The sequence below is a fragment of the Sporosarcina sp. Y1009 genome (assembly GCF_057669865.1).
Map to the genome: position 1 here is coordinate 1 of NZ_JBYHFO010000029.1, position 18,973 is coordinate 18,973.

Below are 18,973 nucleotides of genomic sequence, written 5' to 3' on the forward strand. Positions count from 1 at the left end.
GTAAGGCAACGGACTTTGACTCCGTTATTCGTTGGTTCGAACCCAGCTACCCCAGTTATTAAAGAATCCTTTCCATTAAAAATGGGAGGGATTTTTTTGCGTTATACTGTACAATAAAAATAGAAAGTAAAAGCGTTTGGATTCCGTTTGAAAATTTTATCCCGCATTAACGGGCAGTAAGACGCCCACCTCAAGATTTAAGTAAAACGATAAGGATAGGTGGGCGTCAAACTGCCCGTAAAAGCCCGATTGGTTCAACTAACAATCAGTTAGGAAGAATTGAACTGCATTGGGGGATGAGGAAAACCCCCAATGATTGAAGTTTCACTTTATATATCGTACTCCTGAAAACTAAACGAGAGGTGATTAAATGTCCGAAGGATATCAATCATTAGAAGCTGTATTTTCTAGTGGAAATGGCACTGTTGATAAAAGCTTAAAGGATATTTCATTTGCGCTAAATCAATCAGCTATCGTCGCAATAACGGATCAAACCGGAAGAATTCTCTACATTAATGATAAATTTTCTGAGATATCCCAATATGAGCCTTCCGAACTGATTAACAGAACCCATCAAATTATTAATTCTGGATATCACCCTCGTAAGTTTTTCAAAAATATGTGGGCCACAATAGGGAGCGGAAGTGTATGGCGTGGTGAAATAAAAAATAGAAAAAAAGACGGTTCGTTTTATTGGGTCGATACGACGATTGTCCCTTTTTTAAATGATAAAAAGAAGCCTTATCAATATATTTCCATACGATATGACATTACACCCCGTAAAGAAGCGGAACAAGTGATTCGTGACCTTGCCTACAATGACCAATTAACCAAGTTACCAAACCGAGTCTATTTTCGGAGGAAACTTAGGCAAGAGGTGAAGATCGCACGGAAAAATGGTCATAAACTTGGGTTTGTATTCTTGAATATTGATCGCCTTCGTTACGTCAATGATTCCTTTGGCCATGAGGCGGGAGATTATATTTTGTCGGTTGTTGCAAAGAGATTAAAAACAATCTTATCGGGTGCTGATATTATTGGACGGATTTCAGGAGATGAATTTGCCTTTATCCTTAAAAATGTTAGAAACGAAGCGCATGCCGAACAGATTACGAAAGACGTTGAAAAAGGTTTAATCGAACCGATTGCTGTAGCAGGACAATCGTACACCCTTTCGCTAAGTTTTGGCATCGCCCTTTACCCTGAGCATGCAAAAGATGCCACTGAGCTCACAATGAAGGCAGAACAAGCACTTTATGAGACCAAGGATCGCGGGGGACGTGGTTACGGAATCTATAAAGCTGGGACTGCCGAAAAAACTTTCGAACGAATCATTCTTGAAAATGAGTTAAGAAAAAGTATTCAGCTTGAACATTTCAGTCTTGATTATCAACCAAAATTCAATCTTAATAGTGGTGAAATGACTGGGGTCGAGGCGCTTGTCCGATGGCACCATCCAGACCTTGGCAAAATTCCACCTCATAAATTCATTCAAGTTGCAGAGGAGACAAATCTGATTATTCCACTGGGCGAATGGATATTACAAGAAGCGTGCAAGCAAGTTAAAAGTTGGGAAGAAAAAGGGTATGATTTCCGTGTAGCGGTTAATGTATCAGCTATACAGTTAGATGACCCGAATTTTATACCTACCGTAAAAAGCATTATACATGCAACGAGGATCATACCTGAATCGCTTGAATTCGAATTAACTGAAAGTGCTTTTGGAAACACAGTCGACATGCAAGAGGCAATTGAAGAAATCCAAGCGCTTGGTATTAAAGTAGCCATAGATGATTTTGGAACCGGTTATAGTTCTTTCAGTTATATTAAAGAGCTGCCCGCTGATACACTGAAAATCGATATGTCATTTATTCGTGATATTGATACAAATGATGGAAGCCGTGCAATTGTTAAAGCTATTTTGTCAATCGCCAATACAGTAGGGCTAAATGTGATTGCAGAAGGAATAGAGAAGAAAGAACATATCTCTATTTTAAAGGAATTAGGCTGTCAACAGGGACAAGGCTATTTTTACAGTCGACCGACAAGCCCGAAAGAATGCGAAAAAATATGGTTGCAAAAAAACGGATGAATAAAAATCCAATTTAATGTACAGTTGAGCCATTGTATTCGACGATTTATACTATAGATAGCGTGGGAAAGGAGTAGTTAATTTGAAGAAATATAAAATATCAATTATTGGTGTCCCACTCGACCATGGGCAAAGTCGTCGCGGGGTTGATATGGGACCAAGCGCGATACGTTATGCAGGTGTTATTGATAGACTGGAAGCGATTGGACATGAAGTAGTCGATGAAGGAAATATTCAAATTGAAATCGCTAAAAACCGTGAAGCAAAAAACTCTAAATTGAAAAACTTAAATGAAGTAATCGCAGCCAATCAAAAGCTTGCAGAAGAAGTGGAAGTGACTGTGCAAAATGGAAAATTTCCACTCGTTCTAGGCGGAGACCACAGCATTGCTATTGGAACACTTGCTGGATTATCAACATCTTATAAAAAGCTTGGCGTCATTTGGTATGATGCACATGCAGACTTGAATACGATTGAAACTTCGCCGTCTGGAAATATTCACGGCATGCCCATGGCAGTCAGTATCGGACTCGGTGATGAACAACTTGTAAATATACATAGAAATGGCCCCAAAATCCAGCCTGAAAACATCGTCATTATTGGTGCTAGAGCCGTTGATCCTGGAGAACGATTGTTAATAAAAGAAAAAGGAATTAAAGTTTACACAATGCATGAAATTGATAAATATGGGATGACTGCTGTTATACAAGATTCCATCGCTTATTTACAGTCACTTGAATTAGACGGCGTACATCTGTCATTAGATTTAGATGGCTTAGATCCACTGTATACACCAGGTGTTGGAACGCCAGTACCGGGCGGTATCAGTTATCGGGAAAGTCATTTAGCAATGGAAATGCTTGAAGAGTCTGGACTCATTACATCCGCAGAATTTGTTGAAGTAAATCCGATACTCGATGAGAAAAATAAAACAGCAGATGTCGCAGTTGGATTGATCGGTTCACTATTCGGTGAAAAATTACTTTGATGAAAAATAATGAAAAAATATATAAAAAAGCTCATCCTTTCAAATGGATGAGCTTTTTTATATGGAAATTCGATATAATTGATAAGGATTTGTAAATAATTCCTAATTCACGGAGATATAAATTTTAATATCTGTTAAAATTAAAGATACTAAATTAAAAATAAATGAAACCAGTTGGTACCTTCAAACGTATAGAAGGGGCAGCCGCATAGAGCGGAGGGAAAAACGATGGATGATTTGATAAATAAACGAATAAATGAAGTGATGAAAGGCGATCAGGATGCATTCGAAGAAATCGTAACGCTTTTTCAGCACCGACTTTACCATGTCTGTTATCGAATGCTTAGTAATAAACAAGAAGCAGAAGATATTGCGCAAGAAGCGTTTGTCCGAGCTTATATCAATATTCATACATTTGACCAAAAACGGAAATTTTCAACATGGTTGTTCCGAATTGCGACAAATCTATGTATTGATCGGATTCGGAAGAAAAAACCGGATTACTATCTAGATGCAAATGTGCCAGGAACGGAAGGGCTCACCATGTATTCCCAAATAGCAGCGGCAGGTGAACTTCCGGAAGACGAAATTGAAAGAATGGAAACACAAGAACGTATTCAATATGAAATAGGTCAGCTTTCAGATAAATACCGATCAGTTATCATATTACGTTACATTGAAGAGTTACCATTGCAGGAAATCAGTGATATTTTGGAATTGCCTTTAGGTACTGTGAAAACTCGCGTACATCGCGGTCGAGCAGCATTGAGAAAACAAATGGGTAATTTGTAGGGAGGAATCTGGTATGAATACGTGTCCGGAAAACATTGTTCATTCTATGCATGCGTATTTAGATGGTGATATTAACCGTGCAGATGAGCAAGAATTGATGCAACACCTTGAAGAGTGTTCGGAATGTGCTGAACTTATGGAGAGTATGAGCGAGTCCATCGCATTTTTAGAAAATATAGAGCCGATACAAGCACCTTCGGGATTTGTAGAAGGGGTTATGAATAGGCTGCCAAAAGAGAAGAAGCAGGTGGGTGTTAATAGATGGCTTAGAAATCATCCACTACTAGCCGCAGCAGCATTATTCTTTTTGATGATGAGTGTATCGACATTTTCAAGTTTTGGAAATGATCAACAATTTTCAGTAACGAAACAGCCAAACCTTATTGTTGAAGGAGAAACTGTTATTGTGCCAGCAGGAGAAGTCGTCAAAGGCGATGTTGTCGTAAAAAACGGGGAACTTCACGTCGACGGGGAAGTTGATGGGAATATTACAGTGATTAGCGGTTCGAAGTATATGGCTTCAACTGCTGTAGTGACAGGAGAAATTGAAGAAATCCACGAAGCTTTCGATTGGTTATGGTATAAAATCAAAAAAGTAGCCAAAGATATTTGGCCGTCATCGAAAACGAATGACTCGATAGAAGAGTAAATGAAGCGACCGAACAAAACCACGCATAGTGGATAATCGGTCGCTTTTCATATGTTTATAGAAGCAAAGAGTCATGCCGATATGTTATACTAGAACACATATGAAATCGTCAATAAAGGTAGGCGAAGCACATGCCAATTTGGGATAAAGTTGTTAATCTCAGTCCAGTTGCATCGTTCATAAACATTGTGGATGTGCTTCTTGTCTGGTTCGTTGTTTATCAATTATTTAAAATTATCAAAGGAACGAAAGCAGTACAATTATTAAAAGGGATTTTTGTTCTTATCATTGTGCGATTATTAACTGATGTATTTCATTTTAATACGCTAAAATGGTTATTAGATCAAGTCTTGCCATGGGGTTTTTTAGCTATCATTATCATCTTTCAACCGGAATTACGGCGCGCACTCGAACAATTAGGTCGAGGGAAGCTTTTTTCACGTTCTGTGATTCAAGAGGAAGAAGAACATGATCGTTTAATGGAAGCTTTGGCCAAATCTGTCAGTTATATGGCGAAGCGGAGAATTGGTGCGCTCATTTCTATGGAGCGTGAAACTGGATTAAGTGAATATGTTGAAACAGGTACTTCACTTCAATCTGTTGTTACGTCAGAGCTCTTAATTAATATATTTATTCCCAATGCGCCACTTCATGATGGTGCAGTTATTATACAAAAGAATCGAATAGAGGCAGCTGGTTGTTATTTACCGCTTTCTGAGAGTCCTTTTATTTCAAAAGAGTTAGGAACTAGACATCGTGCAGCACTTGGGCTAAGCGAAGTGACGGACGCAGTGACAATCATTGTTTCTGAAGAGACGGGTGCAATTAGTTTAGCGATTGACGGGGAGTTATACCGTGATCTTAGCCTCGAAGAATTTGAAGTAAGACTACGTAAAGTATTGTTTGGTACATCACCTGAGCAAAAAAGTACTTCCAAATGGAAATGGGGAGTGAAAAGAAATGGATAAATTTATGGATAACCCATGGTTTCTTCGTTTCACGGCCTTATTTCTCGCAGTATTCTTGTTCTATTCAGTACAGGCTGATGAAAAAGAGTCAAACGGAAACAAAACCGGTGATCATGTTGATATTATCCGCGATGTGCCGGTCGAGGTTTATTATGACAATGAAAACTTAGTTGTAACAGGTGTACCTGAAACGGTGAATGTTACAGTTGAAGGCCCAATCAACCTTGTGCAGACGACAAAACAAGTGAAAGACTTTACACTCATTGTTGATTTACGGACATTGACGATGGGAAAGCATCAAGTTAGAATACAAGCTGAAAACATTTCTGAAAAACTGACCGTACACATTGACCCGGCAACTGTGAATGTAACGATTGAAGAAAAAATCACTGAAACATTCACGATAGAACCCGAATTGAACGAACAATTAATCGCTGAAGATTTTAACCTGGTAAGTATGGAGGTTGTCCCAGCAACAATTGAAATTACAGGTGCTAAAAGTGTTATTGAGGCAATTAGTTTTGTGAAAGCATCTATAACGGGCGAAGATGGAATTAGCGAATCATTCGAGCAACAGGCTAGGGTTCGAGTACTTGATCGGGATTTGAATAAGTTAGATCTTTCTATTACCCCAGAAGATGTCACTGTTAAAGTGGGAATTGTTGAAAACAATAAAGAAGTCCCTCTTGTATTAAAAGAAACCGGGACACCACCTGAAGGTGTAACGATTGATTCCTTATCGTCGGACTCTGAGAGAATTACGATTTACGGTCCACGGAAAGTTCTTGATGAAATTAATGCACTCACGGTTAATGTTGATGTCTCGAAGATTAAGGAATCTGGGTCATTAGAAATAGAGATTCACAAACCCAAAGGTGCTACTTCACTATCCGTTTCAAAAGCCAAAGTTGAAGTGAAAGCTACGGTGGAAGAAGAAGAAGAGGCAGTGGAAGAAGAGCAGGACGAAGATATTGCGGCGGTGGATCCTGAAGTGTCAATGGAAACTATTAGTTTTGAGGATATTGAAATCCAGGTCGTTGGTCTGGATCAAAAATATGTAGGAACACTGATAAAACCAGAAAATGGATTACTATCATTGACAGTTCAAGCTGAATCTGACATTATTGGTAAACTAATGAAGTCTGATTTCGTGGTTTCAATTGATGCTACAGAAACAGATACAGAAGGCGACATTATATACCCAGTATCCATAGAGGGTCCCAGCGGTGTACAATGGACGCTTTCTGATGAAGAAGTAACGATGAAAATTGAACTCGCCTAAATGATAAGAAACAATGTGTAGTTTGAAAGGGAGAATGGAAATGACAAAGTATTTCGGTACGGATGGCGTACGTGGGATTGCAAATGACGAACTAACCCCAGAGCTTGCTTTTAGATTAGGAAGAATTGGGAGTTATGTGCTAACAAAAGACTCGCAGGAAAAGCCGCGTGTAATCGTCGGTAGAGACACACGCATTTCAGGCCATATGCTTGAAAATGCTTTAATCGCTGGGATTTTATCAACAGGTGTTGAAGTTATGACACTTGGCGTCATTAGTACACCAGGCGTCGCTTATTTAACTCGTGTTATGAATGCAAATGGCGGCGTAATGATCTCCGCTTCTCATAATCCGGTTGAAGATAACGGCATTAAATTTTTCGGTGCTGATGGTTACAAACTGACAGAAAAGCAAGAAGAGGAAATTGAAAAATTGCTTAATGAGCAGGAAGATAACTTGCCACGCCCGACTGGTGCAGATGTCGGTTCTGTAATGGAATATTTTGAAGGTGGCCATAAGTACATTCAATACTTAAAACAATCCGTTGAAGAAGATTTCACAGGAATTCATGTCGCTGTTGACTGTGCACATGGTGCCACATCTACATTAGCGACACATGTCTTTGCAGATTTGGAAGCAGATATTTCAACAATGGGTTCATCTCCAAATGGACTTAATATTAATGACGGGGTTGGGTCGACACATCCTGAGAAGCTTGCTGCTTTTGTACTTGAAAAAGAAGCGAATATTGGGCTTGCTTTCGACGGAGATGGCGATCGATTAATTGCTGTAGATGAGAATGGAAAGATTGTTGACGGCGATCAAATCATGTACATCATCGGACGTTTCTTGCAGTCTGAAGGCCGTTTGAAGCAAAATACAATCGTATCTACAATTATGAGTAATCTCGGGTTTTATAAAGCACTTTCGGAACACGGGTTGACGAGTGTGAAAACAGCTGTTGGCGATAAATATGTCGTTGAAGAAATGGTCAAAGGAAATTATAATCTAGGCGGAGAACAATCTGGCCATATTATTTTTCTAGACTACAATACGACGGGTGATGGTCTTTTAACAGGCCTTCAACTGGTAAATATTATGAAAGCAACAGGGCGTACATTATCTGATTTAGCGAGTGAAATGAAAATCTATCCGCAAAGACTTATCAACGTCCGTGTAACGGATAAAAACGCGGTTGTCACTAATGAATTGGTTGCAAAAAAAATTGCTGAAGTCGAAAAAGAAATGGCTGGTAACGGTCGCGTTCTCGTGCGTCCTTCAGGAACGGAGCCACTTGTTCGCGTTATGGTTGAAGCATCAACTGAAGAAGAATGCGCACGCTATGCAGAGCGAATTGTAGACGTTGTTCAAAAAGAAATGGGTTTAACAGAATAAATATAATAAAAGCTATCCAAAATTCGCGGCACATCATGCGAACTGGATAGCTTTTTTTTAATGTTTTTGTTGGAATTTGTTTCGAATAATAATCGCTGTTGTATTTAATAGTAATAAAGCTAGTAGCAACACAATAATTGTTGCAGCTGCTAAATTTGCATACTCCGCTGTGAGAGAAGAGTCTAGTGTCCAATAATAAATCTGGATAGGCAGGACTGTGAACTTATCGAATATTCCACCTGGGAAAGGCAGGAGTAAAGCAGGAATTCCGATAACAACTAACGGTGCGGTTTCTCCTATTGCACGAGATAGGGAAAGAATTGCACCCGTCAATATTCCAGGAAGTGCAACGGGTAAAATGATCCCTTTAATGGTTTGCCACTTGGTTGCACCCATACCGTATGAGGCTTCACTCAATGGGTTGGGAACCGCTCGGATTGCCTCCTGACTCGCTACAATGACAATCGGGAGAATGAGGAGGGACATGGTGAGCCCACCTGCAAGTACAATATTGCCGAGGTTCATTGTCCGAGAAAATACAGTCAAACCAAGGATTCCATAAACAATAGAAGGCACTCCAGCTAAATTTGAAATATTTGTTTGAATGATTCCTTGCAATCGTCCTTTTTTTGCATACAGTTCCAAGTAGATGGCTGTTCCAACGCCTAAAAACATGGTAACTGGAGCAACGACGAGCATTAACCAAAACGTTCCTAGAATAGCCCCCATTATACCGGCGCTTTCTGGTTTAGTTGATGTTTTACCTGTTAAGAAATCGAAATTTATCCAACTTGCCCCTTCAGAAACGACACGGTAAATTAAAATTGCAAGTACAACGAGCCCGAATAGCGTGGCCAGAAGAAAAATATATTTGGAAATCGTATTTACCAGTAAGCGTCCGTTCAATTTTCTAACCATTTTACTTTCCAATACTCGTTCCATAATTAGTACTCCTCCCTATATTTGCGGGAAATTGATCTTGCCAACAAATTCATCAGCAGTGTAAATACAAAGAGTGTCATGGCAACAGCATACAGACTGTAGTAGATAGTAGATCCAGCAGGCGCATCTCCACCGGTTACTTCAACGATATAAGCAGTCATTGTTTGCATAGATTGTGTAATGTCGAATGTGAAGTTTTTTGTGCTTCCACTCGCAATTGTAACAATCATTGTTTCGCCAATTGCACGAGAAATTCCAAGAACAAAGGAGGCGATAATTCCAGAAAGAGCTGCAGGAATGACAACTTTTCTAGTTACTTCTAATTTCGTTGAGCCTAAAGCTAAAGCACCTTCACGCATTGAATTCGGAACGGCGCTCATTGCATCTTCAGACAGCGACGCGATCATTGGAATGATCATAACACCCATTACAATACCAGGACTTAATATATTTGTTGCCTGAAGTCCTGGAATAATCTCACGCAGCAGTGGCGTGACGAAAGTAAATGCGAAGAAACCATAGACAATTGTTGGAATTCCTGCAAGTATCTCGAGTAAAGGTTTAACCGTTCTTCTAACTTTATCAGAAGCATATTCACTCAAATAGATTGCAGACATCAGACCAATAGGTGCAGCAACTGCCATAGCGATAAGTGAGGACGTGATTGTTCCAATAATCAGCGGTAGAACACCAAATTGAGGCGTTTGACTAAGTGGTTTTAGGACAGTTCCAGTAAAAAACTCTACAATCGGTACTCGTTTAAAAAACTCGATTGTTTCAGACAACAGTGTGAAAACAATTCCAATGGTGGTCAATATCGAGACAGAAGCTATTAGAAAAAGAAAGAATGGGATTGCTTTCTCAAACATTTCTTTAAAGTTTCTTGAGTGCTGTTTTTGTTCTATTAACTCCCGGATGCCAAGCTCTTTCTCTTTTGAAAAATCATTATTAATCGGCATTGCGCTGCGCACTCCTTTATCATTTAAAAGATGAAAAAAGATGAGGGCAAGAGTTCTGCGCTCATCTTCTTTATTTCAGAGCTTTTAGTTTTTTAGGCTGTTTAGGTATTCAATGCTTTCTTCAACTTCTGTTTCTGGAATTGGTGCAAATCCAGTGTCACCAGCAAATTTATTGATGTTGTCCATCAGATAAATTGCATAGTCGAGAACTTGTGGTTTATCTTTTGCATTTTGGACGTTCAAGTATGTGAATACTGGTCGAGTAAAGTCAGCGTAGTCGCCGTCTTCTGAGATTGTATCAAGTGATGGTTCAACAGCACCGTTACCGAAATCTACATGAACCGCTTCAAGGTTATCAGTATTATTGACATAGTATCCAAATCCGAAGAATGCAATACCGTTTTTGTCTTCAGAAACTAAGTTAACAAGTGTTGAATATTCTTGTTGCAGATTGACAGTATCAGTTAGATCTTGTTTGTCTAGAATGTTTTCATAGAAGAACTCGTAAGTTCCGTGGTTTTCGTTTGGTCCCATTGGTTTAATTTCTTCTTCAGGCCAGCTTGGGTCTAAATCAGACCATTTTGTAATACCACTGTCTGCTTTGAAAATGCTAACTAGTTGTTCTGGTGTCATTTCTTTTGCCCAGTCGTTTTCTTTGTTAATAACGAATGTTAAACCGTCTAATGCAACTTTAAGTTCTTTAACTTCGATTCCTAAATCATCTGCTTCAGCTTGTTCTTCTTCTTTAATTTCTCGAGATGCATCATTAAAGTCTGTTCCATTTTCTTCAACTAGAAACTTCTTGAAACCTGCACTTGTTCCAGCACGGCTAACCTCAACGGATACACCTTCTTGTGCATTTGTCATATAGTCTAAAGCGATTTCTGCCATTAATGGATAAACAGTTCCAGATCCATCAATTACTACACTACCTTCTAACTCTTCAGCGTCCGCATTATCAGTTGCTTCACCTTCGCTGCTATTATTTGTTTGTTCCTCGTTTTCGTTTGACTTTTCGTCACCGTCTGTACCACATGCGGCGATCACTACAGCCAAGGCTGCGATAGCTAGGAATAAAAGATACTTTTTCAATTTCATTTGAATTGTTCCTCCTCATAATCTCTGTTTTATTCGAAAGATAATCTCTTTCTACTTTTAGTATAGGGAGTCATTGTTAAGCTAGTATGTGTTTAATGTAAACCTTTTGTAAATATGGGGGTAATTAGGAAAAAATAAAACCTTCTTTCAAATAAGAAGTGTGAATTCTCGTTAAAAGAAGGTCATGGTTATTAGATTAACCAAAGCGGCCGTTTATATAGTCATTTGTCAAATTATCAGCTGGTGTATTAAAGATGATAGATGTTTGGTCACATTCTATAATCTCACCATTTAAGAAAAATGCTGTACGGTCTGAAATACGTGCTGCCTGCTGCATGTTATGGGTAACGATTGCGATGGTTACATCGTTTTTAATCGAATGGATTAGCTCTTCCACTTTATGTGTGGAAACTGGGTCTAAGGCTGAAGTCGGTTCATCCATTAAGATTACTTCAGGATCTATCGCGAGACAGCGAGCGATGCAAAGTCGTTGCTGTTGTCCACCAGAAAGGCCATAAGCACTTTTATTGAGGCGATCTTTTACTTCATCCCAAAGTGCAGCTTTTCGTAAACTATCTTCTACAAGATTATCGAGCATTGCCTTGTTACGGATACCATGAATCTTAGGACCGAAAGCGACGTTCTCATAGATTGATTTTGGGAAGGGGTTTGGTTTCTGAAAGACCATGCCCACTTTTGAGCGAAGCAGTTCAACAGGCATTGCTTTACCAAGAATGTTTTTTCCATTGAAAGTAACGTGCCCGGATATGGATACTTCAGGAATCATTTCCACCATACGGTTTAGCGTTTTTAAATAGGTTGACTTTCCGCAACCGGAAGGACCGATAATGGCAGTCACTTCTTTTTCATTAATAGAAAGATCGATATTCTTCAAGGCATGCGTCGAGCCGTACCAAAGATTCAATCCGTTCGTTTCATATACAGGTTTGTTCCAGTTGGCATTTTCCATCAGTCGAAGTGGTGCTTCTTCTTTATACTTACTCATAACAGTCATGAGAATCCTCCATTCGAGTTGTCTACTTACAATGATAGCGATGGATTGTTAAGGAAGTATAAAGGTATTGTAAAGGTTGTGTAAATTTTGATAGTTATTCTCTGGAGTGGGTGGATTATATCCGTAATAAAACACCTATGACCTACCAATATAACGCAAAAAGCGCCCCACATTTTACTAATGGGGCGCTTCTTTACAAATTTCACTCTACTATATAATGAAGTGCTTTAATCGCTTGGTCGACTGATTCGACAGTTGCGTGTGCTTTACGTGATAGTTCCTTAAGTGCATGGTGATGTTCTTCCTGACGAATCAGAATAAGTGGTTTTCCATAGGCAACTGCTGCACTTGCATCCATCGCGGTATTCCATTGCTTGTATTTTTCACCAAACAAAGCAATGACAAGATCGGCTTTTTTCATGAGAATTTCGGTGCGCAAATTATTGAAGTTCGAAGCTGCTGCATCTTTAAAAATAGCATTTGGTTGTTCACCTAAAATTTCTTCGCCAATATTATCGGAACGGTCGTGATCTTCCATCGGACCGACAAAGTCAATGGGTAGATTTAAGGCTAAGGCTTTGATCTTAATTTCCTCACGCCACGAACTATGAATTTCTCCTGCCAAATAAACGGTTAGTCTCATTAAATATCCCTCCAATAGTTTCTACTGTAATTGTAGCATTTTTCCAACTGCCATTGCACAGGGTTACCCGAAAGTTTAGACTATTAGATAGAAGGGGGAATTACAAAATGAAAACAGTTTGGCATAACGGTACGATATATACGATGAATTTTGAAGGCGAAAAGGTTGAGGCACTCCTCACAGAGGGCGGGAAAATTAGAGCAATCGGAACATACGACGAATTAAAAAACCAAGCCGATAAAGAAGTCGATTTAAAAGGGGCTGTTCTCTATCCAGGTTTTGTCGATAGCCATATGCATATGATTGGCCATGGTCAAAAACTATTGAGTCTAGATCTAGCAAAAGCGGGGTCAGCTGAAGAAATGATGGACATGCTCCGGAATGCACATAAAGATTTAACAGCAGATGAGTGGTTTCTTGGGGAAGGGTGGAATGAAAACAATTTCCCGGATAAAAAGATTCTCTCGGCAAGCGAACTCGACCAGATCACGGACTCTCCAATGGTTTTAAGAAGAACATGTCGGCATGCAACCCTTGTAAATTCAAAAGTACTTGAACTAGCGGGCATTACAAAAGATACAGCGGATCCAGAAGACGGCGTAATCGAACGTGATGAAAACGGTGAGGCGACAGGTTATCTTCATGAAGGTGCACAAGATATGGTGCTAAACTTACTGCCGCAACCAACCGTAGAATCGTTGACAAAAGCTTTAACGAAATCCGTCGATGATTTAGTAGCACTTGGATTGACGGGAGCTGTAACGGATGATCTCGGTTATTACGGAGATTACACAAACCCGCTTCAAGCATTCAAAAATGTGATTGGCCATAAGCGAAAATTTCGTGCTCATTTACTAAGAAGATCCTCGGTATTCCAACAAATAATGGAAGAGAAGGCGACTTACGACGAACCTTGGATCACACCCGGTGAGATGAAGTTCTTCATCGATGGAGCGCTTGGTGGAAAGACTGCATTATTGAAAGAACCCTATTCAGATACACCGGAAACATCGGGAATGGCGGTTCATTCTGATGAAGAAATTGAAGTGCTTGTTAAATTAGCTCGGAAATACAATGAAGCAATTGCAGTCCATGTCATCGGAGACGCGGCTGTTGAGAAAGCATTAGATGCCATTGAAAAACATCCTGTTCCTGAAGGGAAGCGCGACAGATTGATTCATGTGAATGTGTTGCGTGACGATTTGGTTGATCGAATGGAAAAGTTGCCTGTCATTTTGGATTTACAACCGATATTTGTGTCGTCGGATTTCCCTTGGGCGATGGATCGGTTAGGTGAAGCCCGTCTGGACTGGGCATATGCTTGGAAAAAGTTAATCGACCGCGGATTCATTTGCGGTGGCGGTTCGGATGCGCCGGTTGAAGAAGTGGATCCTTTACTCGGAATCTATGCCGCTGCGACGCGTCGCAAACCAGGCGAAACCCATGAAGGCTATTTACCTAGTGAAAAACTTAGTCGTTTTGAAGCGGTTCATTTATTTACAGTTGGAAGTGTTGCGACTATCGGAAAAGGGGATGTGCGCGGAAAAATTCAAGAACAATTCGATGCTGACTTTACAATTCTTGATACGGATTTATTCACAGTTGAGGATGAAGGGATACTTGATGCAAAGGTTGTTATGACGGTAGTTTCAGGCGAAGTCGTTTATGAATAATTAAATCAAGTTATTCAATAAATCACCCTTGTTATTTTACAATACTTTGGTAAACTAGTGAAAGGTGGAAGAAATAGAATATTAGAAATCGTGAAAATGATCTTTCAGTTTCTAATATGACAACATTATTACTTTAGTCTTGTTAAGGGGAGGCTGGGATGAATCGTTTTTTTGTAAAACATGAGTTTATGCTCATGCTAAAGAGTAAAAAGAATAATATGTTCATCGTATTTTTAGCAGCATTGATTTTTAGTTATTGTTTTATCGTTTTACCGAACCAGGATACAATCGATACGATTGATGCCGAAGAATTGAAAGTCCTCGTCTCTGATGTAGCTGCGTCTCAAGAAAGCAGAGAAGCCAGAGGTGCAACAGGAATCATTCATTTTATTGGCATGTCGGTTTACGCACAAGATGAATCCAAAAATAAAGTGCGTAACGCAATGGTCCATGCGTATGAAAACGAAGAATATACCCGTTATTTACGTTTCAAAATCATGAACATAGATCATATGGCCTTTTTGGAAGACAAGACCCTATTTCCAAGGTCGCCGTATCCATTCAAGGATCGTTCAAATCTATTACATCAAATGAATTTGCGGTATGACGGTTATTTAACAAGCGATCTTCCGCTTTCTAATGAGATCATTGAACAGAAGACAGCGCTTCAAGTATTGTCGAATTTATTATTAGGTCCCATGACATACTTAATCTTATTTTGTGCGATTTATTTTGGTAGTGATGTGCTTGTACGGGATCGGAAAAACCAAACCGTTTTACAAGGGATACCCTTATCTTGGTATCGTCTGATTAACCTTAAAACTTTCGTGGCATTTTCGTATACAATGTTGGTGCTATTCGCCCTATTTATTGTCGGAATGGCAGCGCTTACCTTCCAAAATGGTTTTGGTTATTTTGATACACAAATACCTACGCTCATTCCGGGCAAGGAAATTGGTTTTATGGACTCCGAAATGATTTCAATTGGGAAGTTTTTGCTTCTTGCCATGGGTTTCATACCGATTCTTGTGTACTTATTTATTCGGTTGAATATGTTGTTAAGTCTATTGTTGAAAAATGAATGGCTTGTTCTTCTGGTTAGTTCGCTTGTACTTTTTTCTGAACGTATTTATTTCACGAGAACTTTGAGGGAAATAGGCGGCGTTGAAATCAGTCAATTACCCCAAACGTATTTTGAGTTTGGAAAGGTCATCACGGGTGCAAAGAACTTTTTGGTCAACTTGGAGACAATTACATATTCAAAAGGCTATCTTCTATTTATCATTGCAATCATTATTACTGAGCTTCTGCTCGTTCTCATTTCTCGGATTGTAAACAAACAGCGTTTTTATCAAAAAAATTGACGCCATTTTGGAAGAAAGGAAAAGATTATGCTTTGGAAATACTTTCTTTTTGAATCGAAAATTTTAATAAAGAATCGAAAGAACTGGTTTCTTGGAATCGTCATTATGCTGTTTTTTCCGCTGTTCGTTCTCTATACAAATCAAACACCTGCAGAAAACTTGCGAGATTTAAAAGCAGCGGAAGCGAATTCGAACAGTATATTGTTCAAGTCTTATGGTGACGATTTGCAAACAGGAAACGCAGATCAGCAAGCGATGTATGATATTTTAACCCGACAATCTACATTGGTAAACTTTCAAAGATTCTATATTATGGAAGGTGAAGTGACCGAGGATTATGTTGCAAACGGTTTGGAGTTAAACGAATTGCGACTCGAAGCGCATGATTTGGGCTACCCAGGTGTACCTCAACATTTTATTGTTCCAAAAGAAGAAATCCTAAAAGAAGATGCGTTATTGCGTTTTATACAGAAAGAGAAATTAGAATTGGATTCAAATAAGTTTTTAGCAGAGCCGCATTTTGTCTCTGCGCTGGCTTTACTTAGTGGATTACCATTTGTCTTCTTTGTTTTGATTAGTGGTAGTGAAATCATTGTTTATGAGCAAAGACATCAAACGGTCATGAGTGGATTTCCAATTTCATTTATGAGTAAAATAAATATAAAAGTGTTTATCCACTTCATTCAAACGATGGTATTTATTGTTTTAGGATTGCTATTGGGCCATTACTTTTTATCAAAAGAGTTCGGGATGGGTTATTTGAAGGATCCTATCGTCATTTACAAAAATGGTGGTTATGATGCAGTCGTCATTTTTGATTACTTACTCTATGGTTTAGTGGCGATGGCGATTATTACAGTAGTTGTCCTATATTTAAGTATTTTACTCAATGTCTTGTTTAAAAATGCTTTTGCAAACGTGTTGGTCGGACTTAGTGTGTTCTTGTTGCCGAGTTTACTATTGGTCTGGGGAGCAAATTTAACGTTATTGCATCCACTCACATACATTGACTTTTCAACTGTATTATCTGGAGATTTAGCAAAACAATTGGGAAATAGTCAAATCGATTTTTGGTATGCATGCCTTTGGTTAGTTGCGGTTTGTGTCCTGTTAATCATTGTATTATTTACGAAGAATAAACTAGGCTATCGACAGGTAAAGAAAATCGAGAAGTTGGCGTGAATACTATGAGGAAAGGACGGGGTGTGCGGTGATTGAATTAAAGAATATTTCAGTGGCATTCAAAGATAAAGTCGTCTTGAATAATTTATCGTTAACAGCGAGTAAAGGTGAGATAATCGGTCTTGCTGCGCCAAATGGCACGGGTAAAACGACGTTATTTAATGTAATGGCAAACTTCTTAAAGCCGACAAATGGTGAAGTGACATTCAATGATAAATATGGCTTCAATACTGAAAAAGACAAGCTATATATCCATAAGCATATGGCAACATTTCCAGATCAAGATGATTTATTTGATGAATTGTCGGGTGTCGATCACTTGAAGTTATATGGAAACATGTGGAAAGGTTCCACAAAACATCTGCCAGAAATTATTGAGAAACTAAAAATGGGCCATTACGTTAAAAGAAAAGTGGGTACTTATTCATTAGGAATGCGTCAGCGGCTTTGTTTTGCGATGATGGCAGCGGCAGATACGCCGGTCATGTTAATGGATGAAGTGATGAATGGATTGGATTTTTCAAACGTCGCACTCATTTCTGAGTATTTACTCGATATGAAGAAGGAGGATAAGCTGATTTTTGTATCCTCACATTTACTTGAGAACTTGGATTTATATGCGGACCGTGTGCTCTTCTTAAAAGAAGGGAAAATTGTTCAGCAACAAATGTTGAATGAGAAGGATGAATCGTATATAAAAATCGTCATTAATCCAAATGAGTATGAACAGTTGAGATACGCTTTACCAGATGATCATATGTATATTGCCAAGCGATTGCTTTGTATTCCATTGGCGGATATGTCGATTCCGGAACAAATCGAGTGGATAGAACGGTTACTTGTATTTAATGATGAAGAACTGACAATAGGCGCGCTAGGGACGGTGGAATATTATGAAAAACACTACCACAGCACCGATTAAAAAGGTAGTTAGTAAAATCTTTCTGCTTATTTCCGTATTACTAGTTCTAGCCGGTTGCGGACGTATACTCAATGCACCGACATTCAACAATATAACAGCTGCTGAAAAAAATAGTGAAATTGTTGGAGAAGAAAAAGATGAGCTTGTCGGGATAGTGAGTCAGACGATTTATGATACCGTTGACCGGGATAATTCGAAGGGGCAAGAAATAGCGACGGGTGTAATTGAAAAGTCGGGAATGGAAATAAACGTTCCAGAAGGCAGGTATGAGATTTTTGCCGGGAATGCGGGAAATGTATTTATCTATGATGAGCAGGGAGATTTACTGATTCGAGAAATGTTTGATCGTTTTTATGGGGTCGATTCTACTTTGACCGTCGACCTTAATGAAAATCATACAATTTTCTTTGATGGCGGATTGGATGGTGCAACCGTTCGACATGCCGAAACAAAAGTCTCCAACAATCTTACACCGGGTATTTGGGAAGTTGGGTTGGATATTAAAGCGGGAGATTATACAGTTACAACTGAAAATGGAGGGGTGGGATACCTACAGGTCTTCGATCCTGACAAAAAAGTGCGTGTTTACGAGCTGGTCGGCGGAGGAGCCGTTCCAACCAAGAGCGATGTTCAATTGGTTGAGGGACAAAAATTGAAAATTATCGGTGTTAGTCATGTTCAATTTAAACCGGATGATGAGGGGAAATAAAATATTGAAAACTGTATTGGCCATCTCATCAAGCAGAAAACCATTTAAATGGTGAATACTTTAACGGGTACTTGAATAGTTCATCATTCAAGTACTCGTTTTATTCTTTGATTCCGTTGATTTCCGTTCCGGGCGGACGCTTTCCTGCGGGCATTACCGGGTCTACTCGTCGCTAAAACCGTGCTCCCAAACGCTACGCTTTTAGGTCGCAAAAGCCGTTCTTCGTTACGGCTCTTCCTGCGGGGCTTTCGGTTAATGCTGATTCCGCGGGAGTCGCCGCCCTCATACGCGTCAACTTAAGA

Annotated in this window: 17 protein-coding genes; 12 read left to right on the plus strand and 5 right to left on the minus strand. The window is 39.3% G+C overall.

From position 1 onward, the window contains the following. Positions 1-370: 370 nt before the first annotated feature. The 7 genes from AC25Y1_RS19115 to glmM all read left to right on the plus strand — a co-directional run bounded on the left by AC25Y1_RS19115 (position 371) and on the right by glmM (position 8,164). On the plus strand, positions 371-2,092 hold the full coding sequence (locus tag AC25Y1_RS19115) for a bifunctional diguanylate cyclase/phosphodiesterase (protein WP_488149606.1): 1,722 nt from the start codon (positions 371-373) through the stop codon (positions 2,090-2,092). 82 nt (positions 2,093-2,174) lie between these two features. Beyond that, positions 2,175-3,080 carry an arginase gene (gene rocF / locus AC25Y1_RS19120; protein ID WP_488149607.1) on the plus strand — a complete coding sequence of 302 codons (906 nt, stop codon included), beginning with the start codon at positions 2,175-2,177 and terminating at the stop codon, positions 3,078-3,080. A 228-nt stretch (positions 3,081-3,308) separates the two neighbouring features. Beyond that, a complete protein-coding gene (gene sigW / locus AC25Y1_RS19125) occupies positions 3,309-3,872 on the plus strand; it encodes an RNA polymerase sigma factor SigW (protein WP_488149608.1) in 564 nt (187 codons plus the stop codon). Between the two features lie 13 nt (positions 3,873-3,885). After that, a complete protein-coding gene (locus tag AC25Y1_RS19130; protein WP_488149609.1) occupies positions 3,886-4,521 on the plus strand; it encodes a zf-HC2 domain-containing protein in 636 nt (211 codons plus the stop codon). A gap of 131 nt (positions 4,522-4,652) precedes the next feature. Beyond that, the gene (cdaA, locus tag AC25Y1_RS19135) at positions 4,653-5,489 is read left to right on the plus strand and encodes a diadenylate cyclase CdaA (protein WP_488149610.1); all 837 of its coding nucleotides are present in this window, start codon (positions 4,653-4,655) and stop codon (positions 5,487-5,489) included. Beyond that, on the plus strand, positions 5,482-6,771 hold the full coding sequence (locus AC25Y1_RS19140; protein WP_488149611.1) for a CdaR family protein: 1,290 nt from the start codon (positions 5,482-5,484) through the stop codon (positions 6,769-6,771). The genes cdaA and AC25Y1_RS19140 overlap by 8 nt, the downstream gene beginning before the upstream one ends. Before the next feature lie 40 nt (positions 6,772-6,811). After that, complete coding sequence (gene glmM, locus AC25Y1_RS19145) at positions 6,812-8,164, plus strand: phosphoglucosamine mutase (protein ID WP_488149621.1); 1,353 nt, start codon at positions 6,812-6,814, stop codon at positions 8,162-8,164. A 57-nt stretch (positions 8,165-8,221) separates the two neighbouring features. On the opposite strand, the gene pstA is transcribed toward glmM, so the two are convergent. From pstA to AC25Y1_RS19170, 5 genes are all read right to left on the minus strand, one after another. Further along, positions 8,222-9,106 (minus strand): phosphate ABC transporter permease PstA, encoded by an 885-nt coding sequence (gene pstA / locus AC25Y1_RS19150; RefSeq protein ID WP_488149612.1) that lies wholly within the window; start codon positions 9,104-9,106, stop codon positions 8,222-8,224. A gap of 2 nt (positions 9,107-9,108) precedes the next feature. Continuing rightward, the gene (pstC, locus tag AC25Y1_RS19155; RefSeq protein ID WP_488149613.1) at positions 9,109-10,065 is read right to left on the minus strand and encodes a phosphate ABC transporter permease subunit PstC; all 957 of its coding nucleotides are present in this window, start codon (positions 10,063-10,065) and stop codon (positions 9,109-9,111) included. 84 nt (positions 10,066-10,149) lie between these two features. Further along, on the minus strand, positions 10,150-11,163 hold the full coding sequence (locus AC25Y1_RS19160) for a PstS family phosphate ABC transporter substrate-binding protein (RefSeq protein ID WP_488149614.1): 1,014 nt from the start codon (positions 11,161-11,163) through the stop codon (positions 10,150-10,152). Positions 11,164-11,359: 196 nt separating this feature from the next. Beyond that, complete coding sequence (gene pstB / locus AC25Y1_RS19165) at positions 11,360-12,169, minus strand: phosphate ABC transporter ATP-binding protein PstB (RefSeq protein ID WP_488149622.1); 810 nt, start codon at positions 12,167-12,169, stop codon at positions 11,360-11,362. A gap of 211 nt (positions 12,170-12,380) precedes the next feature. Then, a complete protein-coding gene (locus tag AC25Y1_RS19170) occupies positions 12,381-12,821 on the minus strand; it encodes a YtoQ family protein (protein WP_488149615.1) in 441 nt (146 codons plus the stop codon). A 107-nt stretch (positions 12,822-12,928) separates the two neighbouring features. Between AC25Y1_RS19170 and AC25Y1_RS19175 the strand changes: the two genes are divergently transcribed. The 5 genes from AC25Y1_RS19175 (at position 12,929) to AC25Y1_RS19195 (ending at position 18,671) form a co-directional block, all read left to right on the plus strand. Further along, positions 12,929-14,494: an amidohydrolase gene (locus tag AC25Y1_RS19175; protein WP_488149616.1), complete on the plus strand. Its 1,566-nt coding sequence runs from the start codon at positions 12,929-12,931 to the stop codon at positions 14,492-14,494. 158 nt (positions 14,495-14,652) lie between these two features. After that, positions 14,653-15,858: a hypothetical protein gene (locus AC25Y1_RS19180; protein ID WP_488149617.1), complete on the plus strand. Its 1,206-nt coding sequence runs from the start codon at positions 14,653-14,655 to the stop codon at positions 15,856-15,858. A gap of 27 nt (positions 15,859-15,885) precedes the next feature. Continuing rightward, positions 15,886-17,040, plus strand: a complete 1,155-nt coding sequence (locus AC25Y1_RS19185; RefSeq protein ID WP_488149618.1) for a hypothetical protein — start codon at positions 15,886-15,888, stop codon at positions 17,038-17,040. A gap of 28 nt (positions 17,041-17,068) precedes the next feature. Beyond that, positions 17,069-17,962 carry an ABC transporter ATP-binding protein gene (locus AC25Y1_RS19190; protein WP_488149619.1) on the plus strand — a complete coding sequence of 298 codons (894 nt, stop codon included), beginning with the start codon at positions 17,069-17,071 and terminating at the stop codon, positions 17,960-17,962. After that, on the plus strand, positions 17,934-18,671 hold the full coding sequence (locus tag AC25Y1_RS19195; RefSeq protein WP_488149620.1) for a hypothetical protein: 738 nt from the start codon (positions 17,934-17,936) through the stop codon (positions 18,669-18,671). The genes AC25Y1_RS19190 and AC25Y1_RS19195 overlap by 29 nt, the downstream gene beginning before the upstream one ends. The last annotated feature ends 302 nt before the right edge of the window (positions 18,672-18,973 follow it).